Origin of the sequence: Streptomyces sp. NPDC102279 (assembly GCF_044766365.1) — a bacterium.
GTDB lineage: Bacteria > Actinomycetota > Actinomycetes > Streptomycetales > Streptomycetaceae > Streptomyces.
Genome location: NZ_JBIWLU010000025.1, coordinates 44,457 through 63,977 on the forward strand (window position 1 = coordinate 44,457; position 19,521 = coordinate 63,977).

A 19,521-nucleotide genomic window follows, 5' to 3' on the forward strand; every position below is an offset into this window, starting at 1 on the left:
GACACCGACGGGGCCGGCACCACCAGGTGCCGGCCCCGTCCGCCGTGCGCGCGCCGCCTCAGTGCGCGGTGGCGTCCTCGTCCTCGTGCATGTCGGCGGCCTCGACCTCTTCACGCGTGACGCCCAGCAGGTACAGCACCGTGTCGAGGAACGGGAAGTTCACCGCGGTGTGCGCGGCCTGGCGCACCACCGGCTTGGCGTTGAAGGCGACCCCGAGGCCGGCGGCGTTCAGCATGTCGAGGTCGTTCGCACCGTCGCCGACCGCCACGGTCTGAGCCAGCGGCACCCCGGCCTCGGCGGCGAACCGGCGCAGCAGACGGGCCTTGCCGGCCCTGTCCACGATCTCCCCGGTCACCCGGCCGGTCAGCTTGCCGTCGACGATCTCCAGGGTGTTGGCGTGGGCGAAGTCGAGCCCGAGCCGCTCCTTCAGATCGTCGGTCACCTGGGTGAACCCGCCTGAGACGACGCCGACTTGGTAGCCGAGCCGCTTCAGCGTACGGATCAGGGTGCGCGCGCCGGGGGTCAGCCGTACCTGCTCGCGCACCTTCTGCACGACCGACTCGTCGAGCCCGGCGAGAAGCGCCACGCGTGCGTGCAGCGACTGCTCGAAGTCCAGTTCACCGCGCATGGCGGCCTCGGTGACCTTGGCGACCTCGTCCTCGCATCCGGCGTGCGCGGCGAAGAGCTCGATCACCTCGTCCTGGATGAGTGTCGAGTCCACGTCCATCACGACGAGACGCTGAGCGCGTCGGTGCAGGCCCGCGGCCACGACGGCGATGTCGACGCCGAGCGCGGCGGCCTCGGTCACCAGCGCGGTCCGCAGCCTCTCGGTCTCGGCGCCGGACACCGCGAACTCGACTGCTGTCACCGGGTACTTGGCGAGGCGGAAGATCCGGTCGATGTTGCCGCCGGTCTTGGTGATCCGGGCGGCGATGGCGGCGGTCGACTCCGCAGTGAGGGGGTGCCCGAGCACCGTCACCAGCGAACGCCCCGAGCCGCGCGGCCGGTTGTCACCGAGGCCGGAGATGATCTCCGCCTGCATCTTCATCGACTCCGCCCAGCTGTGGACGGTGGCCCTCAGATCACCTTCGATACCGGGGGTCGGCTCGGTCACGAGCGCGCACAGCACCATGCGGCCCCGGGTGACGACCTGCTCGATGTCGACCACGTCGACGGAGTAGGCGGCAAGGGTGTCGAAGAGTCCGGCGGTTATGCCCGGGCGGTCCTTGCCGAAGATCTTGACGAGGAGAGTGGGCACATCAGAGGTCTGCGAAGCGCTCATGGTGATCCCACCGTATCCGGCACTGCGTGCCGTCCGCCCGCCTGGTCCGCCTGACGGACACAGAACACTGGGCAACACCTGGGCATCCCCCGGATGACCCCCTGCCCCCGGTCACGCCCACACCCCGCCTCCACCACCCCTGCCGGGCCCGCACCCCGCCCCGCGTCTCCACCGCCCTGCCGGGCCCATACCCCGCCTACACCACCCCTGCCGGGGCGGCACCCCGCCTTCACCGCTCCCCTGTCGGGCCCGCACCTCGCCCCGCGTCTCCACCACCCTGCCGGGCCCGCACCCGAACCACGGACCGACGCCCTGCCCACAGCCGCCACCCCCTTCCAGCGGCCTCCGCCGGCAACCACCGTCTCTCGCCCCCTCCGCCCCTGCCCTTCCCACCCCTGGGGCTCCGCCCCGGCCCCCGCTCCTCAAACGCCGGAGGGGCTGAAATTCTCCCCGCCGAAAGGAAGCCGGCACCCTCGCGCCCGAAGGGCTGGACGCTCGGCCCCCGTCCGCCCGCAGCCGCCGTCCGCCGGGAGGGGCCGTGCCGGTACATCAGATGCCCGTCGCTCACGTCCGGATCGAGCAGCTCCCGGTTCTTCACCCACGTCTGATTCAGCGGCGACGGGCGGATGTACCGGCGCGGCCCCGACTCACCCACCGGCATCGGCGCGGGGCGTGCATCGATGCCGGTTCAGCGGCGACGGGCGGATGTGCCGGCGCGGCCCCGACTCGCCCACCGGCATCGGCGCCGGGCGTGCATCGATGCCGGTTCAGCGGCGACGGGCGGATGTGCCGGCGCGGCCCCGACTCACCCACCGGTATCAGCGCCGGGCGTGCATCGATGCCGGTTCAGCGGCGACGGGCGGATGTGCCGGCGCCGCCCCGCCCCACGCACCGGCATCAGTGCCCGCCTGCCTCAGCGCCGGGGCCTTCCCGACGGAGGTGCGGGCGGCGGTGGCGGTGGGGGCGGGGGAGGCCCCCCGTCGGGCCCGTCCGGCCGCCGCTTCGGCAGCGGCCCCATCGGCCGCATCACCGTCGGCGCCCCATACACATCCCCGGGCCCCGCCCCAGGCCCCGCCCCGGGCCCCGGCCGCCGATCCTCCGGCTCCGGCCCCAGCAACTCCTCCGGCACCCTCAGATACGGATTCGTGTCCGGATTGGGCGCCCGATACGACCCCCGAGGCCGATACGGCCCAGCACTTTCACCCACACCGGCACCCCGGCCGGCCCCCGCCGGGACCCCCGCACCCCCCGGGACCCCCGCGCCCCCCAGCACGCCCAACGCAGCAACCCTCCGCCCCGCCACCCCACTCGCACAGGCCAGCAACGCCCCCACGCCCCCGGCCCCCGCCCCCCACAGCGCACCGAGGACCAACGCCATCCCCAGTTGCCCGTGCAGCCGGATCCCCGCTCCGAACGCGTCGAACCCGAGGACCGACAGTGACGCGTCCACCGACACGTCCGTCAGCCACGCGAGCAGCGGCAGTGCCAACGCGGTCACGACGCCGAGCCGAAGTGCGCAGAGACCGGCGAACCGCAGCGCACCCCCGCCTCGTGCAGAGGTGTCACCCGGTGCCCCCGCAACGGCTGCACCCCCGGCCCGTACGAATGGCGTACGTACGGCCGTCAGAACGCCCGCGTACAGCATCATGAGCGCGGTCGCTACGGCCAACAGCCAGACGCGGCCGTCGAGTTCGGCGAGACGGCTCAGGGTGACGGGCCGGTCGGTGCCGGTGCTGAGCAGCCGGTCGAGCGGGTCCGGCAGGAGCTTGGCGAGTTCGCCGGTGGCCCGGCCGTCCCAGGGGACGAAGAGCCCGAGCGGGACGGCGAGCCACACCCCGTTGGGCGCGCCGAGCAGCGCGGCCCCCGCGATCCGCTTCGGATGGTCGTCGCCGACCGCCGCGTACGCCGCCGCCGCGAGCCCGGCGAGGACCGCGACGAGCAGGACGGCGACGAGGGAGGCGACGGCCGGCCGTACGACGCGGTGCACGGCGTCCCAGCCGGGCGGCAGGGGCGTACGCCGGGAGGCGAGCAGGGCGACCAGCAGGACGCCGGCGGCCCACGCGGCTCCGCCGAGGAGGGTCGGCGCGGTGTCGACGGAGAATCCGACGGCCGCCTTGGCCTTCACGAGGTCGCCGACCTTGTCGGGCAGCAGCCCCCCGAGATCCCCCAGCCCGCCCGGCAGTTTGTCGGTGATGTCACCGAGCCCGCCGTCTCCGCCGGTGACCTTGTCGAGCCCGAGCTTGCCGCCGTCGATGGTGATGACGTCGTGGCCGGCCCAGGCGAGCCCGCCCAGGGTGGCGACGAAGAGGACGATCACCGAGCCCGCCCGGGCGAGGAGTTCGGAGGGCGCGATCACAACTCCGGCCGCGCGCAGGGACCGTAGGAAGAACCACGCCATGAGGAGGGCGCCGACGAGTCCGACGCCGAGCGGTGTGATCTGGATGGCGGTGTGGGCCTGCGCGCCCTGGAGGCCGAAGGCGGACACGTCACCGGACGGGGTCACCGAACCGTTCGCCCCGAGAGCCACGACGGCAGCCGTCATCGGGCCGAGCGACCCCGCGGTGTCCGCTCCGAGCAGATGCAGACCGAGCGCCGCGGTGCCCGCCATGCCGATCAGCGCCCAGCTCACGGAGGCGATCGCCGACAGCAGCACATCCCCCCACGGCACACCCCCGGTGTCTCCGCCGTGCCACTCGGTCCCGTTGCTCATCGCCAGACCCCCCGATCCGCGCCGCGGTGATCCCGCGAATGTCCCCCTCGCGGGGGATTACCACTCTCCGGTCCGGTTTCAACCCCGTCAACGGAAACGGGCAACCCGCCCGTACCCATCGTTCACATGGCCCGACTTTCGGTCAGGGGGCTCCTACTGAAATAGTTCCCCACGATGTTCGACATCCCTAGACTCCCTGTGTTGGGGGTAACTCGGGGGACAACACAGTGGGGCTGGAGTGCCGGAACTCGTACTGGAATTGAATGGACGGACCTGGACGCTCGATGCGTCCAGGTCCTACGCCCTCGGACGCGATCCGCAGGGGGACATCGTGCTCGACGACGCCAGGGTGTCCTGGCGTCACGCCACGATCAGCTGGAACGGCCGCAGTTGGGTCATCGACGACCACGGGAGCACCAACGGCACGTTCGTACAGGGGCAGCGCGTCCACCAGACGGAGATCGGCCCGGGTTCGGCCGTGCATCTCGGCAACGCGACCGACGGTCCGCGGCTGAGCGCGTCCGGCACGGCGGCCTCCGTCGCGCAGTCGCAGCAGCAGCAGCCGTACGCGGCGCAGGGCGCGGGCCCCGGCTGGGCCCAGCCGCCGACGCCGCAGCAGGCTCCGGGCCAGGGCGGGCAGCAGCCGCCGCGGCAGGCGGCGGGCATCCCGCAGCAGCAGGGACCCGGCGGGGGCGCGGGGGCGCCGCCGGTCTACGGGGACCGCAGCCCGACGACGTTCCACCAGTTCTCGCTGGGACGCGTGATGCGCATCGGCCGTGCGCTGGAGAACGAGCTGGTGGTCTCGGACCTCCAGGTCTCCCGGCACCACGCCGAGTTCCACGCGACGCCGGACGGCCGCTTCGAGATCCGCGACCTCGGTTCGCACAACGGCACCTACGTCAACGGCATGCCGATCGCCAAGGGCGGCTCGACGCTGCTCGGCCCGAACGACATCGTCGGCGTCGGCCACTCCACCTTCCGACTGGTGGGGGACCGTCTCGAGGAGTTCGTCGACACCGGTGAGGTGTCCTTCTCGGCCCGCCATCTGACGGTCACCGTCGACGGCGGCAAGCAGATCCTCAAGGACGTCTCCTTCGGCGTTCCCGAGAAGTCGCTCGTCGCGGTGATCGGCCCGTCGGGCTCCGGCAAGTCGACGCTCCTGAAGGCGCTCACGGGCTACCGCCCCGCCAACCAGGGCGACGTCCTCTACGACAACCGCAACCTGTACAAGCAGTTCGCCGAGCTGCGGCAGCGCATCGGTCTGGTTCCGCAGGACGACATCCTGCACAAGGAACTGACCGTCAAGAAGGCCCTCAAGTACGCGGCCAAGCTGCGCTTCCCCGCGGACACCACGGGTCAGGAGCGCGAGGCCCGGATAGACGAGGTGCTGCGCGAGCTGAAGCTGGACGTCCACAAGGAGAAGAAGGTCACCTCCCTCTCCGGCGGTCAGCGCAAGCGTGTGTCGGTGGCGCTGGAGCTGCTGACCAAGCCGTCGCTGATCTTCCTGGACGAGCCGACCTCCGGTCTCGACCCGGGCATGGACCGCGACGTCATGCAGCTGCTGCGCGGTCTCGCCGACGACGGCCGTACGGTCCTGGTCGTCACGCACTCGGTGGCCGAGCTGGCGATCTGCGACAAACTCCTCGTGATGGCGCCGGGCGGCTCCGTGGCCTACTTCGGCCCGCCGGAGGAGGCGCTGAACTTCTTCGGCTACGAGACCTGGGCCGACGTCTTCTCGGCGTTCGAGAGCTACCGCGACTACGACTGGGCGGGCCGCTGGAAGGGCTCGCAGCACTACCAGATGTACGCCGCGGACATCGACGCCGTCGCCCCGCAGTCGACGCAGATGCCGTCGGCGCAGGCGATGAAGCCGCCGAAGCCGCAGAGCTGGGGCTCCCAGCTGACGACGCTGATCCGGCGCTACGCCTCGGTGATCGCGTCCGACAAGGGCTTCCTGGCGCTGACGGTGATCCTGCCGGCGGTGCTGGGCTCGGTGAGCCTGCTCATCGACAGCGGCAAGACCCTGCTGGTCAACGACAAGGTGCTGCCCTCGGGCGCCCATGTCGCGAACGGCACGGCGACGACGGTGCTGCTGATCCTCGCGGTCGGCGCGTGCTTCGCGGGTGCGGCCAACTCCGTCCGCGAGCTGATCAAGGAACGGGTGATCTACGAGCGGGAACGGGCGACCGGTCTGTCACGGTCCGCGTACCTGATGTCGAAGGTGATCGTCCTCGGCGTGGTCACGCTGCTGCAGGGTGCCCTGGTCGGCGCGATCGGCTTCGGCAGCCGTACGGTCCCGGACGAGGGCCTGATCCTCAAGAGCCTGCCCAAGGTCGAACTCACCATCCCGATCATGGCGCTGGGCTTCGCGTCGATGATGTTCGGCCTGGTCATCTCCTCGCTGGTGAAGACCGCCGAGAAGACGATGCCGCTGCTGGTCATGTTCGCGATCGTCCAGGTCGTCTTCACCGGCTGCCTGTTCATCCTGAACGGCACTCCGGGTGTCAACCAGTTCTCGTACCTGATGCCGGCCCGCTGGGCGGTCGCCGCGTCCGGCACGACGCTGGACTTCAACAACATCTTCCCGAACCAGGACGATCCGTCGAACACGGACCCGCTGTGGAACCACACGGCGGGCGCCTGGGCCTTGGACATGGTCGCGCTGATCGCGCTCGGCATCGCCTGTGGGTTCCTCGTGGCCCGCTTCCTGCGCCGCCACGAGCCCGAGGTCATGCGCAAGTAGGTTCCGCGTCCGAGGACAGCGCGAGGGCGGCACCCCGTTCGGGGTGCCGCCCTTCGGCGTCTGTGACGGGAGCTCCGCGCTCGGCCCTCAGTACGCGCTGTTGACGTTGTCCATCGAGCCGTACTTGTCGGCCGCGTAGTTGGCGGCGGCGGTGATGTTGGCGACCGGGTCGTAGATGTTCCACGACGTGCCGGCCACGTGGTACGCGGTGAAGGTCGGCGGGATGACCTGCAGCAGGCCCTTCGACGGGATGCCGTTGATCGCGTTGATGTCCCAGTCGTTGATGGCCTTCGGGTTGCCCGAGGACTCACGCAGGATGTTGCGGTGCAGCCCGTTGTAGGAGCCCGGGATGCCCTTCGACTTCATGATGTCCAGGGACTCGCGGATCCAGCCGTCGAGGTTGTTCGCGTACGTCTTGGCGGCGACGGGCTGGACCTTGATCCGCTCGGAGGAGCGGCTCGCGGCGGCCTTGGAGCGCGCCTGGGCGGCCTTCTTCGCGGCTGCCTTCTTCTTCGCGGCGGCTGCCTCGGCGGCCTTCTTCTTCGCCGCGGCGGCGTCGGCCGCCTTCTTCTTCGCGGCGACGGCCTGAGCCTTCAGGTCCGCGCCGGCCAGCTGGTCGGTGACGCTGGCCTTGACGTCCTTGATCTGCTTGTCGCTGTAGGCGACCTTCGCGGTGGAGACGGCGGCGTCGTTCGTGGTGGTGTGGGAGTTGTCCGGCACCAGGGAGAACGCGAGGGTGGCGGCACCGAGGGTGGCCACGCCGGCGATCGAAAGCTTGTGGAGCTTGGTCAGCTTCGGACTATGTCCAGGAGTGGTGATGTTCTTGGGCATGACTGATGACCTCTTCGAATAGCGCGGAGGTCGCTCGCGGTCCGAGGGGACATTGCTTCATTGCGTTTCCGGACGAACGCCCTGGGGCAGAACCCGAGGCGCTGAGCGACGAGGGCAATTCTTAGCGGTCGCAAAATGCTGTGGCAAAGGTGTGACGTACGAAGCCAGGTAGTGGACACGGAAAGGGCAAAACGGGGCAGACTGGCACGTCTGCCCCGCTCATCTAGGGTCCGCTTGTCTCCTATGTCCGTTCGTACGTGATGTGCACCCTATGTGCGGGCTCACATCGGGGGCGTTGCGATCTCACCAAGAGTTGCGTGCGCAACGCTCTCCGTGAGGGGCCTCCTCCGGGAGGATGAGGTGCACGTCGCCGAACTCGTGCCAGAGGTAGAGCCCGGCCAGCGCGGCCTCGTAGCTGCGGTCCACGGCAGCCCTCCCGGCGACCGCCTCCAGCATCAGGAGATGCGAGGCCTCCGGCTCGTGCAGCCCGGTCAGCAGCCCGTCGACGACCCGTACCCCCCGCTCCGGGGTCACCACCAGGTCCGTCCAGCCCCGCGCCGCCCGCACCAGCCCGTCCGGCCCGGTCGCGGACTCGACGGCCCGCACGGCCGTCGTACCGACCGCCACGATCCGGCCCCCACCGGCCCGTGCCGCGTTGATCAGCCGCGCCGACGCCTCCGGCACGGCGTACGGCTCCGGATACGGCGGCTCGTGCGCCTCCGCCGACGCCACCCCCGTGTGCAGCGTGACCGGAGCGAACTGCACACCCCGGCTCACCAGCTCCGCCACCATCCGCGCGGTGAAGGGACGCGCGGCGCTCGGCATCTCCGCGCTGCCCGCCCCGTCGTCCGACGGCAGCGCGAACACCGTCTGGTACGCGGACAGCGGCTGGTCCCGATCCGTATAGGAGTAGCGGATGGGCCGCCCGTGCCGCCGCAGCAGCCACAGGACGTCCACGCCACCCGGCACCCGCGCCCACCACAGCCGCGGCCCGCGCGCGCTCAGCGGCTCCTCCAGGACAAGGCGTACGTCCCCGGGCAGCCGCACCACTGTCCCCGCGGGCCCGCCCGCACGCGTACGCGTGGTGCCCGCCCCGTCGGGATCCCGCAGCTCGACGGCCCACCGCCCGTCGTCGCCGCGCGTCGAGAAGTGCACCACCACGCGCGCGTGCCCGGCCCGCCCGTCCACGGCCGCCGCCAGGGTGGCCGACGTGTTGACGATCAGCAGGTCCCCGGCCACGAGCTGCCGCGGCAGCTCCACGAACGCGTGATGCGACACCTCACAGCCACGCGACACCAGCAGCCGTACGGAATCCCGGTCGCTCCCCGCGCCCCGCTGCTCGGCCGGCACCCGCGCCGACAGCTCCTGCGGAACCTTCCCCCACGACCGGCCGCGCCCGACCGGAGGCACCCCCATCGCCGTCGTCATCGCTCCTCCAGCAGGGCCGGAGCGGCGTAGCGCCCACTGGCCGGCCGTTCGTCGAGCAGCCGCAGGAACGCCGGGACCACCCGGTCCGGCGCCGGCCGGGGACCCTCGTCCCCGGGCACGGCCGCCCGGTAGAGGTCCGTTCCCATGTCCCCGGGGTCCACGGCCCAGACCCGCAGCCCGGGCTCCTCCTCACCGAGCACCGCCGACAGCTGGTCGAGAGCCGCCTTCGAGGCGCCGTAGCCGCCCCAGGTCTCGTACGCCTCCGCCGCGGCGTCCGAACTGACCGCGACGACCGCACCCGCCTCCGCCGCCCGCAGCAGGGGCAGCGCCTCCTGGACCAGGCCCAGCGCGGCGACCACGTTGACCTCCAGCGCCCGCCGCAGCCCGTCCAGACCCAGCTCCTCCAGACGCACCAGCGGCTCGGCACCCAGTGCGCTCGCGTTGTTCACCAGCAGGTCGACCCCGCCCAGCTTCCCCGCCGCCGCGACGAGAGCGGCACGGTGACCGGCGTCCGTCACGTCCCCGGGCAGCGCCTCCACCCGCGTCCCGTGCGCGGACAGGGCCACCGCGGTCTCCTCCAGCACCTCGGCCGTTCTGGCGTCCAGCACCAGATCCCAGCCGCGCTCCGCCAGGGCCGCCCCCAGCGCCCGCCCCAGTCCCTTCGAGGCCCCCGTGATGATCGCTACCGGCATGACGTCCGTCCCCTCGTCCATGACCCGCCCTCCGGCGGATGCCCTCACGCTAGGAACGGGACCCGCCCGGCCGCCTCGTACGCGGGCCGCAATGATCCGGGTCCCTTCGTCCTAGGTCCGCGCGGCCGCGGGACCGGACCGGTCCTAGGCCCAACGACCCAGGTCGGCGCCGACACCGGCCCGATACGCGGTGTCACCGCCCGCCGGTACGTTGGGGTCATGAGCCAAGGACCCCGGTCGGGCCTGTACGCGGTGAGCACCGCGCTGCTGGCCATGAGCCGGCACCTCGAAGTGCGCGACGTCCTCAAGACGATCGTCGCCTCGGCCCGCGAGCTGCTCGACGCGCAGTACGCGGCCCTCGGCGTGCCCGACGACCACGGGGGCTTCGCCCAGTTCGTCGTCGACGGCGTCAGCGACGCCCAGTGGAAGGCCATCGGCCCGCTCCCGCGCCAGCACGGCATCCTCGCCGCGATGCTGAGCGAGGCCCGCCCCGAGCGCCTCGCCGACGTGCGCAAGGACCCCCGCTTCGAGGGCTGGCCCTCCGCCCACCCCGACATGTCCGACTTCCTCGGCCTGCCCATCCGCGACGGCGACGAGACGATCGGCGCGCTCTTCCTCGCGAACAAGCGGCCCACGGGAGACGACTCCACGCGTTCCGGCGCGGACACCTGCGGCTTCACCGAGGACGACGAGGAACTCCTCACCATCCTCGCCCAGCACGCCGCGATCGCCCTCACCAACGCCCGCCTCTACGAACGCAGCCGCGAGCTGACCATCGCCGAGGAGCGCTCCCGCCTCGCGCACGAACTGCACGACGCCGTCAGCCAGAAGCTGTTCTCCCTGCGCCTCACCGCCCAGGCCGCCGCCACCCTCGTCGACCGGGACCCCTCCCGCGCCAAGGGCGAACTCCAGCACGTGGCGGCCCTCGCCGCCGAAGCCGCGGACGAACTGCGCGCCGCCGTCGTCGAATTGCGCCCCGCCGCACTCGACGAGGACGGCCTCGTCGCCACCCTGCGCACCCACATACAGGTCCTCGACCGCGCCCACTCCGCGCGCGTCACCTTCGTCGGCCGCGGCGTCCGGGCGCTGCCCGCCTCCCAGGAGGAGGCGATGCTGCGCGTCGCCCAGGAAGCCCTGCACAACGCGCTGCGCCATTCCGGGGCCGCCCGGGTCGACGTCACGGTGGAGAAGCGCGGCCCCGGAGCCGTCCTGTGCGTCGTCGACGACGGCAGCGGCTTCGACCCCACCGCGACACGCAACGCCGGCCGCCACCTCGGCCTGGTGTCGATGCGGGACCGGGCGAGCGGCGTCGGCGGCACACTCACCGTGGAATCGGCGCCCGGAAAGGGCACCACGATCGAGATGGAGGTCCCTGGTGGCTGACGCAATCAAGGTGCTGCTCGTCGACGACCACCAGGTCGTCCGCCGGGGCCTGCGCACCTTCCTGGAGGTGCAGGACGACATCGAGGTCGTCGGAGAGGCGTCCGACGGCGCCGAAGGCGTCGCCCGCGCCGAGGAGCTGAAGCCCGACGTCGTCCTGATGGACGTGAAGATGCCGGGCATGGACGGCATCGACGCGCTGCGCAAGCTCCGCGAACTCGCCAACCCCGCCCGCGTGTTGATCGTCACCAGCTTCACCGAGCAGCGCACCGTCGTGCCCGCCCTGCGCGCGGGCGCCGCCGGGTACGTGTACAAGGACGTGGATCCCGACGCGCTGGCCGGCGCCATCCGCTCCGTCCACGCGGGGCACATCCTCCTGCAACCCGAGGTCGCGGGGGCCCTGTTGTCCCAGGAGGAGGCGAACTCGGGTCAGGGGAGGAGTGGTTCGCTCACCGAGAGGGAGCGCGAGGTGCTCGTGCTGATCGCGGACGGCCGTTCCAACCGCGAGATCGCCCGCGCTCTCGTCCTCTCCGAGAAGACGGTGAAGACCCACGTCTCGAACATCCTGATGAAGCTCGACCTCGCCGACCGCACCCAGGCCGCGCTCTGGGCCGTCCGGAACGGCATCGCGGGCTGATCGCCGCGGGCCGGTCACCAGCGGATCCGTGCTCCGGCACACCTCGCGCGCGCGGCCGGGGCCGTCGGCCGACGGGAGGGTTCCGGTCCGGAATGAGATTCATACCGTCGGGTGTATGTCCCCCGAACGGCGCAACCTCCGTGCGGTGCCGCCGTTCTCCAGTGCGTGCTGCGGCGATCCTGCCGCAGTGTTCGCAAGGAGGGGTTTCAGAAGTGAAGAACCTGAAGAAGGTCACCGCTGTCGCGATGGTCGCCGGTGGCCTGGTCGCCGCCGGTGCCGGTATGGCCTCGGCCTCCGACGGATCGCTGGCGGTCGGCAAAGCCGAGGGTTCCCCGGGCGTCATCTCCGGCAACACCATCCAGGCCCCGGTCCACGTCCCGGTGAACGCGGTCGGCAACAGCGTGAACGTCATCGGCGTTCTGAACCCGGCGTTCGGCAACCTCGGCCTCAACCGCTGAGGTCCGTCACCCGACGATCGTGACCACCGGCCCCCGGGGGATTCCCCTCGGGGGCCGGTCTGCTTGTCAACTCATCGGCGGAATGCATCGAACGGGGCAATCACGACGGCCTCCCGTGCCGTCCCGGCCTCCCCGGCGTTGCTCAGCGTACGACCCGCGGGCCGGGTCGGATCCGCATACGCAGGAGGAACGCTTCTCATGAACATCGCCAAGAAGGCCGCCCTGGCCATCACCGTCGCCGGCATCGCCGCCGGCGCTTCCGCCGGTGCCGCTGTCGCCGACTCGGGTGCCGAGGGCGCGGCCGTGAACTCGCCGGGCGTCGCCTCGGGCAACGCCGTTCAGGTCCCGGTCCACGTGCCGGTGAATGTCGTGGGCAACTCCGTCAACGTCATCGGCCTGCTCAACCCGGCCTTCGGCAACGCCGGCGTCAACGGCTGACGTACCACCTGGAAGAGCCCCGCGAACGGAAACGATTCGCGGGGCTCTTCCGCGTCCCGGTCCGACACGCGCGGCCCAGCCGGGTGGAGAACCCCGGGCGGACCACCACGGACCGCCCGCCCCCGTCCGGCAACGAGGGCGGGCCGGCACAGTCCCGTGGACGTCACCCGCATCCCCGTGAAGGCCACTGACGCGCGGACGGGTGCTGGACTCACGCAGCGGACCCGCTCAGCGGACGCCGCGCTCCCGCTCCTCCACGAACGCGTTGTACGCCGCCACCTGCGCCCGCCGCGCCGTCCGCTCCACCGGCCGCAACGCCTCGGCCCGAGCGGCCATCTCCGAGGCGCTCACCGCCCCGCCGTGCCCGTTCTCGTACGCGACCGAAATCAGCAGCCCCACCCGCTGGGCCAGCTCCAGCACGCGCACAGCACGCGGCGGGTACCCGGGAGCCAGTACCTCCCGCCCGCGCTCGGCCCGTGCCCGGTAGGCGTCCACCGCCGCCTCGGCGACCGGCCCCGACCCCGCCACGTCCAGCCGCGACAACACCTCCGTCGCGTCGCGCAGCGCCTCCGCCAGCTCCCGCTCGGCCTCCCCGAGCGAGGGCACGTCGGCGGGCGGCGCCTCGCGTACGGCGAGACAGCGCCAGACGACCTCGACGTGCACATCGCCGTCGGGCCCGGCCTCGTGCACCTCCGGGACGAGCCCCAGTGCCGAGCCGTGGCACACGACGGCCTCCTCTGCCTCCAGGGCGCGTGCGTTGAACGCGGGCGGGCCGCTGAGTCCGAGGGGATGGCCCGGCGCGGGCAGCGCCACCCGCAGCCCGGTCACCCCGAGCGCGCGCAGCCGGCCGAGGGCGAGCGTGAGCCCGACGGGCCCCGACTCGCCCGGCAGCCCCTCGACCCGGTGCACGGCGTCGTCACCGACGATGGCGAGCACGGCGTCGTCCGGAGAAACAAGTCCGGCCAATAGGGCATTTCCCCATGCGGCCAGTTGTCCTGAGCGTGGTTCCGAGAGCATGCCTCCACCCTAAGGACCGGCCGATGGATCGGTGTGCCCGACCGGTGGCGTAGGTTTTCCCTGGGGGCTGCGTCCACAGACGTAAGCGACGGCCGAGACTGCAATGGGAGACAACGCGCTCATGAGCGATGTACTGGAGCTGGAGGACGTATCCGTGGTCCGCGAGGGCCGGGCTCTGGTGGACCAGGTCTCCTGGTCGGTCAAGGAGGGGGAGCGCTGGGTCATCCTCGGTCCCAACGGCGCCGGGAAGACGACCCTGCTGAACGTCGCCTCCAGCTACCTCTTCCCCAGTGAGGGTACGGCCACCATCCTCGGCGAGACCCTGGGCAAGGTCGACGTCTTCGAGCTCCGCCCGCGCATCGGTATCGCCGGCATCGCACTCGCCGAGAAGCTCCCCAAGCGCCAGACCGTCCTGCAGACCGTCCTCACCGCCGCGTACGGAATGACCGCCGGCTGGAACGAGGACTACGAGGACATCGACGAGCGGCGCGCCCGCGCCTTCCTCGACCGCCTCGGCATGAGCGAGTACCTGGACCGCAAGTTCGGCACCCTCTCCGAGGGCGAGCGCAAGCGCACCCTGATCGCCCGGGCCCTGATGACCGACCCCGAGCTGCTCCTCCTCGACGAGCCCGCCGCCGGCCTCGACCTCGGCGGCCGCGAGGACCTCGTACGCCGCCTCGGCCGCCTCGCCCGCGACCCGATCGCCCCCTCCATGATCATGGTCACGCACCACGTCGAGGAGATCGCCCCCGGCTTCACCCACGTCCTGATGATCCGTCAGGGCAAGGTCCTCGCGGCCGGACCCCTGGAGCTCGAACTCACCTCGCGCAACCTCTCGCTCTGCTTCGGCCTCCCGCTCGTCGTCGAGCAGATCGGCGAGCGCTGGACCGCGCAGGGCCTCCCGATGGCCTGACGCCCTCGGGCGCACGGACGCGCACATCCCGTCAGGAGCAGGCGAGTTGATCGCGCGCCCTGTCCGCGGGAGGAGTGCGGTCCTACCATGACCACGTGGACGACATCGACGCATGGGTGTGGTGGCTGATCGGCGCCGCAGGACTGGGCATCCCGCTCGTGGTGACGGCGATGCCGGAGTTCGGCATGTTCGCCGTGGGAGCAGTGGCCGCGGCGGTCACCGCCGGCCTCGGCGCCGGAATCGTCGCCCAGGTCCTCGTCTTCGTGGCCGTGTCGGTCGCCCTCATCGCCGTCGTACGCCCCATCGCGGCCCGGCACAGCGCACAGCGCCCCCAACTCGCCACCGGAATCGACGCGTTGAAGGGCATGCAAGCCGTCGTCCTCGAGCGCGTGGACGGTTCGGGCGACGGCAGGATCAAGCTCGCCGGAGAGATCTGGTCGGCACGCGCCCTCGACGCCGGACAGGCCTACGAGGTCGGCCAGGAAGTCGATGTGGTGGACATCGACGGAGCCACGGCGATCGTCATGTGACCTCGGACAACGCAAGTGAACCGAACGCCCCACGCGCCGGACGACGTTCTGTCAGACTCGTCCAGCAAGATCTTCAACAGCCATAAGATCTTTCGGAATTACCGAGTGGAGAAGGGTACGGGGAGCATCGATGGAACCGATCATCATCGTCCTGATCATTCTGGTGGTGTTGGTCTTCATCGCCCTGATCAAGACCATCCAGGTCATCCCACAGGCCAGCGCCGCCATCGTCGAACGCTTCGGCCGCTACACGCGGACACTGAACGCCGGCCTCAACATCGTCGTCCCGTTCATAGACTCGATCCGCAACCGCATCGACCTGCGTGAACAGGTCGTCCCCTTCCCGCCCCAGCCGGTGATCACCCAGGACAACCTGGTCGTCAACATCGACACGGTCATCTACTACCAGGTCACCGACGCCCGCGCCGCGACCTACGAGGTCGCCAGCTACATCCAGGCGATCGAGCAGCTCACGGTCACCACCCTGCGCAACATCATCGGCGGCATGGACCTGGAGCGGACCCTGACCTCCCGCGAGGAGATCAACGCGGCTCTGCGCGGAGTCCTCGACGAGGCCACCGGCAAGTGGGGCATCCGCGTCAACCGCGTCGAACTCAAGGCGATCGAGCCGCCCACCTCCATCCAGGACTCGATGGAGAAGCAGATGCGCGCCGACCGCGACAAGCGCGCCGCGATCCTCACCGCGGAAGGCATCCGGCAGTCGCAGATCCTCACCGCCGAAGGTGAGAAGCAGTCCTCGATCCTCCGCGCCGAGGGTGACGCCAAGGCCGCGGCCCTGCGCGCCGAAGGCGAGGCCCAGGCCGTCCGTACGGTCTTCGAGGCCATCCACGCCGGGGACCCGGACCAGAAGCTCCTCTCCTACCAGTACCTCCAGATGCTCCCGAAGATCGCCGAGGGCGACGCCAACAAGCTGTGGATCGTGCCCAGCGAGATCGGCGACGCCCTCAAGGGCCTGAGCGGCGCCATGGGCAACTTCGGCAACCTGGGCGGCGGTTCGGGCAACAGCGGATCCTCCGGGAACTCCGGTGACAACGAACGTCGCGAACGCCGCGAGAAGCCGTCCATCACGGACTGACGCCGTACGACGTCGGGGCCCGCCTCCTTGCAAGGAGGCGGGCCCCGGTCGTTCACGAACCTACGCGGCAGGCTGGACCAGCCACTCCGGAAGCGCCTTGAAGTCGTCCTGGCCGAGCGCCAGCAGCATGGCGTCCGCCGGTGTCGGCTCGAACGGCTGCCGCAGCAAGGGCATCTCGGCCTGCTCCGGCGTACGGGCCGCCTTGCGGTGGTTGTCCTCGGCGCACGAAGCCACCGTGTTCAACCAGGAGTCCTGACCACCCTGGGCCCGCGGCACCACATGGTCGACGGTCGTGGCACGGCGTCCGCAGTAGGCACACCGGTGCCGGTCACGTATCAGCACACCCCGCCTCGACCACGGCGCTTGTCTTCGGAACGGCACCCTGACGTACCGGCAGAGCCTGATCACCCGGGGCACGGGGATGTCCAGGGCGGCTCCACGCATGCGCAGTTCGGGGTGGGCCTGCTCGACGACGGCCTTGTCCGTCAGCACCAGAACGACGGCTCGGTTCAACGTCACCGTCGACAGCGGCTCGAAGCTCGCGTTCAGTACCAGCGTGTCCCGCATTCAGCCCACCTCCTCTTGCGCACCGGCCCACCTGCGGCGGGCTGGGATCAACTTTGGCCGGGCACGACGAGATGGACAACGCAATAAAAAATGCCCGCCCCTGATCACTTCCAAGACCAGAGGCGGGCAAACGTTCCGTGAACGTCAGTCTTCAGCGGGAGCCGCGTACTCACCGACCAACTGGGCGCGCGCCAGCGTGTGGAACCGGAGGTTGAAGCCCACCACGGCCGGCGACGCGTCGGCGTCGGGACCGAGCTTCTCCTGATCCACCGCGTACACCGTGAACACGTACCGGTGGGCTGGGTCCCCGGGGGGCGGCGCGGCGCCGCCGAAGTCCCGCGACCCGTAGTCGTTGCGGGCCTGGACCGCGCCCTGAGGCAGTTCTTCGAACGTGCCGCTGCCCGCACCCGCCGGCAGCTCCTTCACGGAGGCCGGGATGTCGAACACCACCCAGTGCCAGAACCCACTGCCCGTCGGGGCGTCCGGGTCGAAGCAGGTCACGGCGAAACTCTTGGTCTCCGCCGGGAACCCCTCCCAGCTCAGCTGGGGAGAGGTGTTCCCGGCGGCCTGGACCTGTGCGTCCTTCAGCACGGCACCCGGTTCGACGTCCTCGCTGGTGACCGTGAACGCCGGCACCGGCGGATGGAAAGCGTGCGGGAGCGGCGCCCTGTTGAGCTCGGTCACGTCATACCTCCTGAACGGCGGAATCTGTGAGTCCGAGCCTAGGGCGTGTCCGCGGAGTCAGGCCGACAGGCCCGCGCTGCGGGCGGGCGACGCGACCGTGCGGACACGCCCTACGACAGTCCTAGAACCAACTGCGCTTGCTGCCGACCTCGGACAGCCACTGGTTCAGATAGCCGGCCCAGTCCGTGCCGTGGAAGTCCTGCAGGCCGACCTGGAAGGAGCGGAAGGAGTCACTGCCCTCGCTGAAGAGGCCCGGCTTCTTGTCCATCTCCAGGATGACGTCCATCGCGCGGTCGTCCGCGACGAAGCTCAGCTCGACCTGGTTCAGCCCGCGGTACTGCGACGGCGGGTAGAACTCGATCTCCTGGTAGAACGGCAGCCGCTGGCGCGTGTTCCGGATGTGGCCGCGCTCCATGTCCGCGTTCTTGAAGCGGAAGCCCAACTGGATGAACGCGTCGAGGATGGCCTTCTGCGCGGGCATCGGGTGCACGTTGATCGGGTCGAGGTCGCCCGAGTCGATCGCGCGGGCGATCTCCAGCTCGGTGGTCACCCCGATGTTCATGCCCCGCAGGCTCTGTCCGTCGATCATGGTGATCGGCGTCTCCCACGGGATCTCCAGCCCGAACGGCACCGCGTGCACGGCACCCGCCTGCAGCTCGAAGGCCCCGCCGAGCCGAAGCTTCGCGAAGTCGATGTTCTGCTTGTACTCCTGGTCGTCGTGGCCCTCGACCTCGACCCTGGCCTGCAGGCCGACCGACAGACCCTCGATCGCCTGGTCGACCGATCCGCCCTGGATCCGCACCTCACCCTGGACGACGCCGCCCGGAACGGTGTTCGCCTCGGTCAGCACCGTCTCGACCGAAGCCCCACCGGCCCCCATGCTTGCAAGCAGCCGCTTGAACCCCATGTCACTTCCTCCCCAGGCAACGCCTGTTCCGTCCTGTGTCCGTGTGGATCCCTTGATCCCTACAAACGCGATCCGGCCCCGACCGGTTCCGTGTCCTCACCCTTCCAAGGGAGAGGACACCTGAACACCCCGCCGGCAGTCATCCGTCAGAACCACGGTGTCGCTCCGGCCTTCGCCCGGCGGACCGGACGGCTGGACTACGCTCGGACGCCATGATCGCGGCCCCTGACCGTACGCCCCTGACACGGGACTTCTTCGACCGCCCCGTACTGGAGGTGGCCCCCGATCTTCTGGGACGCCTCCTCGTACGCGCCACCCCTGACGGTCCCATCGAACTGCGCCTCACGGAGGTCGAGGCGTACGACGGACCGGACGACCCCGGCTCACACGCCTACCGTGGCCGCACGGCCCGCAACGGCGTGATGTTCGGTCCACCCGGTCACGTGTACGTCTACTTCACCTATGGCATGTGGTTCTGCATGAACCTGGTCTGCGGCCCCGAGGACAGGCCCAGCGGTGTCCTCCTGAGGGCCGGCGAGGTCACGGTGGGTGCGGAACTGGCCCGCAAACGTCGACTCTCGGCCCGAAACGACAGGGAACTGGCCAAAGGGCCGGCCCGCCTCGCCACCGCACTGGGTGTGGACCGATCACTCGACGGCACGGACGCCTGCGGCCCCGCGGGCTCACCCGTGACCATGCTGACCGGGACACCCGCCCGTCCCGACCAGGTGAGCAGCGGCCCACGCACCGGAGTATCGGGCGACGGGGGTGTCCATCCCTGGCGGTTCTGGATCGCCAACGACCCGACAGTGAGCCCCTATCGAGCCCACGTACCCCGCCGGCGCTCAACTTGACTCGCCCCTGCGGGAACCGTAATGTAGCCCGAGCCGCTTGACCCGGGTACGGCGTTCAGCCAGCAGCCGGAAGTGGCCAACCCACTACCTACGACTTCCCCTCCGCGGGGGCATATTCGGCATGTCCGCATGCCTGAATTCGAACTCGCGGAACTCGATTATGAGTCACCGAGGGAATCGGCTAACGTAGTGAATGTCGAAAGGCCGACGAAACGCGAAAGCTTTCAAAGGCCTAAAGGCAACCCCGGCCGACCGGGAATCGGGCCCGAAAGGATCTGATAGAGTCGGACTCGCCGGAAAGGGAAACGCGAAAGCGAAAACCTGGAAAGCGCCGAGGAAATCGGATACGGAAAC

General features: G+C 70.5%; 18 protein-coding genes. 9 read left to right on the plus strand and 9 right to left on the minus strand.

Features of this window, described 5'->3' with window-relative positions; all coding sequences use genetic code 11:
* Nucleotides 1-58: 58 nt before the first annotated feature.
* Both serB and ACIRQH_RS40130 read right to left on the minus strand, forming a co-directional pair.
* The gene (gene serB / locus ACIRQH_RS40125) at nt 59-1,282 is read right to left on the minus strand and encodes a phosphoserine phosphatase SerB (RefSeq protein WP_404230441.1); all 1,224 of its coding nucleotides are present in this window, start codon (nt 1,280-1,282) and stop codon (nt 59-61) included.
* A gap of 913 nt (nt 1,283-2,195) precedes the next feature.
* Entirely contained in the window at nt 2,196-3,992 is a 1,797-nt protein-coding gene (locus ACIRQH_RS40130) for a streptophobe family protein (protein WP_404230444.1), read from the minus strand.
* A gap of 238 nt (nt 3,993-4,230) precedes the next feature.
* Here ACIRQH_RS40130 and ACIRQH_RS40135 point away from each other — a divergent pair, with 238 nt between their 5' ends.
* On the plus strand, nt 4,231-6,735 hold the full coding sequence (locus tag ACIRQH_RS40135) for an FHA domain-containing protein (RefSeq protein ID WP_388877734.1): 2,505 nt from the start codon (nt 4,231-4,233) through the stop codon (nt 6,733-6,735).
* An 87-nt stretch (nt 6,736-6,822) separates the two neighbouring features.
* Here the strand turns inward: ACIRQH_RS40135 and ACIRQH_RS40140 are convergent, their stop codons facing one another.
* The 3 genes from ACIRQH_RS40140 to ACIRQH_RS40150 all read right to left on the minus strand — a co-directional run bounded on the left by ACIRQH_RS40140 (nt 6,823) and on the right by ACIRQH_RS40150 (nt 9,686).
* Nucleotides 6,823-7,566 (minus strand): transglycosylase SLT domain-containing protein, encoded by a 744-nt coding sequence (locus ACIRQH_RS40140; RefSeq protein WP_358820912.1) that lies wholly within the window; start codon nt 7,564-7,566, stop codon nt 6,823-6,825.
* A 303-nt stretch (nt 7,567-7,869) separates the two neighbouring features.
* Nucleotides 7,870-8,994, minus strand: a complete 1,125-nt coding sequence (locus ACIRQH_RS40145; protein WP_404230449.1) for an S-adenosylmethionine:tRNA ribosyltransferase-isomerase — start codon at nt 8,992-8,994, stop codon at nt 7,870-7,872.
* Entirely contained in the window at nt 8,991-9,686 is a 696-nt protein-coding gene (locus tag ACIRQH_RS40150) for an SDR family NAD(P)-dependent oxidoreductase (RefSeq protein WP_404230461.1), read from the minus strand. Before ACIRQH_RS40150 ends, ACIRQH_RS40145 begins: the two co-directional genes overlap by 4 nt.
* A 219-nt stretch (nt 9,687-9,905) precedes the next feature.
* On the opposite strand from ACIRQH_RS40150, the gene ACIRQH_RS40155 reads away from it, so the two are divergent.
* The 4 genes from ACIRQH_RS40155 (at nt 9,906) to ACIRQH_RS40170 (ending at nt 12,599) form a co-directional block, all read left to right on the plus strand.
* Entirely contained in the window at nt 9,906-11,069 is a 1,164-nt protein-coding gene (locus ACIRQH_RS40155) for a GAF domain-containing sensor histidine kinase (RefSeq protein WP_388877741.1), read from the plus strand.
* Nucleotides 11,062-11,703, plus strand: a complete 642-nt coding sequence (locus ACIRQH_RS40160; protein ID WP_358820909.1) for a response regulator transcription factor — start codon at nt 11,062-11,064, stop codon at nt 11,701-11,703. Before ACIRQH_RS40155 ends, ACIRQH_RS40160 begins: the two co-directional genes overlap by 8 nt.
* A gap of 212 nt (nt 11,704-11,915) precedes the next feature.
* Entirely contained in the window at nt 11,916-12,161 is a 246-nt protein-coding gene (locus ACIRQH_RS40165) for a chaplin (protein ID WP_081223645.1), read from the plus strand.
* 198 nt (nt 12,162-12,359) lie between these two features.
* On the plus strand, nt 12,360-12,599 hold the full coding sequence (locus tag ACIRQH_RS40170) for a chaplin family protein (RefSeq protein WP_358820908.1): 240 nt from the start codon (nt 12,360-12,362) through the stop codon (nt 12,597-12,599).
* A gap of 228 nt (nt 12,600-12,827) precedes the next feature.
* On the opposite strand, the gene ACIRQH_RS40175 is transcribed toward ACIRQH_RS40170, so the two are convergent.
* Complete coding sequence (locus ACIRQH_RS40175; protein ID WP_388877746.1) at nt 12,828-13,616, minus strand: hypothetical protein; 789 nt, start codon at nt 13,614-13,616, stop codon at nt 12,828-12,830.
* A 121-nt stretch (nt 13,617-13,737) separates the two neighbouring features.
* Between ACIRQH_RS40175 and ACIRQH_RS40180 the strand changes: the two genes are divergently transcribed.
* The 3 genes from ACIRQH_RS40180 (at nt 13,738) to ACIRQH_RS40190 (ending at nt 16,155) form a co-directional block, all read left to right on the plus strand.
* A complete protein-coding gene (locus ACIRQH_RS40180; protein ID WP_388877749.1) occupies nt 13,738-14,529 on the plus strand; it encodes an ABC transporter ATP-binding protein in 792 nt (263 codons plus the stop codon).
* Between the two features lie 95 nt (nt 14,530-14,624).
* Nucleotides 14,625-15,059, plus strand: coding sequence for an NfeD family protein (locus ACIRQH_RS40185; protein WP_404230454.1), 435 nt, complete (start codon nt 14,625-14,627; stop codon nt 15,057-15,059).
* Between the two features lie 130 nt (nt 15,060-15,189).
* Nucleotides 15,190-16,155, plus strand: a complete 966-nt coding sequence (locus ACIRQH_RS40190) for an SPFH domain-containing protein (RefSeq protein WP_358820905.1) — start codon at nt 15,190-15,192, stop codon at nt 16,153-16,155.
* 60 nt (nt 16,156-16,215) lie between these two features.
* Here ACIRQH_RS40190 and ACIRQH_RS40195 read toward each other — a convergent pair whose 3' ends face one another.
* From ACIRQH_RS40195 to ACIRQH_RS40205, 3 genes are all read right to left on the minus strand, one after another.
* Nucleotides 16,216-16,722 carry an HNH endonuclease gene (locus tag ACIRQH_RS40195; protein ID WP_358820904.1) on the minus strand — a complete coding sequence of 169 codons (507 nt, stop codon included), beginning with the start codon at nt 16,720-16,722 and terminating at the stop codon, nt 16,216-16,218.
* A 144-nt stretch (nt 16,723-16,866) separates the two neighbouring features.
* Entirely contained in the window at nt 16,867-17,406 is a 540-nt protein-coding gene (locus ACIRQH_RS40200) for a YbhB/YbcL family Raf kinase inhibitor-like protein (RefSeq protein WP_358820903.1), read from the minus strand.
* 121 nt (nt 17,407-17,527) lie between these two features.
* A complete protein-coding gene (locus ACIRQH_RS40205) occupies nt 17,528-18,313 on the minus strand; it encodes a sporulation protein (protein WP_358820902.1) in 786 nt (261 codons plus the stop codon).
* Between the two features lie 212 nt (nt 18,314-18,525).
* Between ACIRQH_RS40205 and ACIRQH_RS40210 the strand changes: the two genes are divergently transcribed.
* On the plus strand, nt 18,526-19,167 hold the full coding sequence (locus tag ACIRQH_RS40210; protein WP_388934170.1) for a DNA-3-methyladenine glycosylase: 642 nt from the start codon (nt 18,526-18,528) through the stop codon (nt 19,165-19,167).
* The last annotated feature ends 354 nt before the right edge of the window (nt 19,168-19,521 follow it).